The following is a 559-nucleotide window of genomic DNA, read 5'->3' as shown; positions in this document are numbered from 1 at the left end:
GCGCCAAATCGGTCGAAATGGCCTTCAAGAACCTCAACGATGCCGGCGGCGTCGCCGGCTGCGATCTCGTCACCGACACCCGCGACAGCCAGAGCGCCGGCAATGTCGCCGTCGATGCCGCAACCCAGCTCGTGCAGGTCAAGAAAGTGCCCGTGATCATCGGCGGCATCATTTCGTCGGTGTCGATCCCGATCCTGACCTCGGTCACCGCACCGGCCAAGATCGTCCAGGTCTCGCCCGCCTCTTCGTCGCCGACGCTGACCCAGCTCGGCCGCGACGGCAAGACCAACGGCATCTTCTTCCGGACAATAACGTCCGATGCGCTGCAAGGCGTTGCGGCGGCAAAATACGCCATCGACAAGGGTTTCAAGAAGCTCGCCATCATCCATGTCAACAACGACTTCGGCGTCAACATGGAGAAGGAATTCGAGCGTGCCTACAAGAAGCTGGGCGGCACGATCGTCTCCGACACGCCCTATAACGAAAAGCAGTCGAGCTATGCCTCGGAAGTCACCGCAGCCATGGCCGGCAGCCCGGATGGTCTCTACCTGATCAGCAC

1 protein-coding gene is annotated in these 559 nt (G+C 61.4%); it reads left to right on the top strand.

The genetic code is table 11. The features are described from left to right. Positions 1 to 559, top strand: a 559-nt coding sequence (locus AC1D0P_RS27595) for an ABC transporter substrate-binding protein (protein ID WP_477679643.1), incomplete at both ends; no start/stop codon positions are given.

The sequence above is a fragment of the Polaromonas sp. P1_G2 genome, from assembly GCF_056405515.1.
The sequence above is the reverse complement of the archived record's forward strand: the minus strand, read 5'-3'. Positions and strand labels throughout refer to the sequence as shown.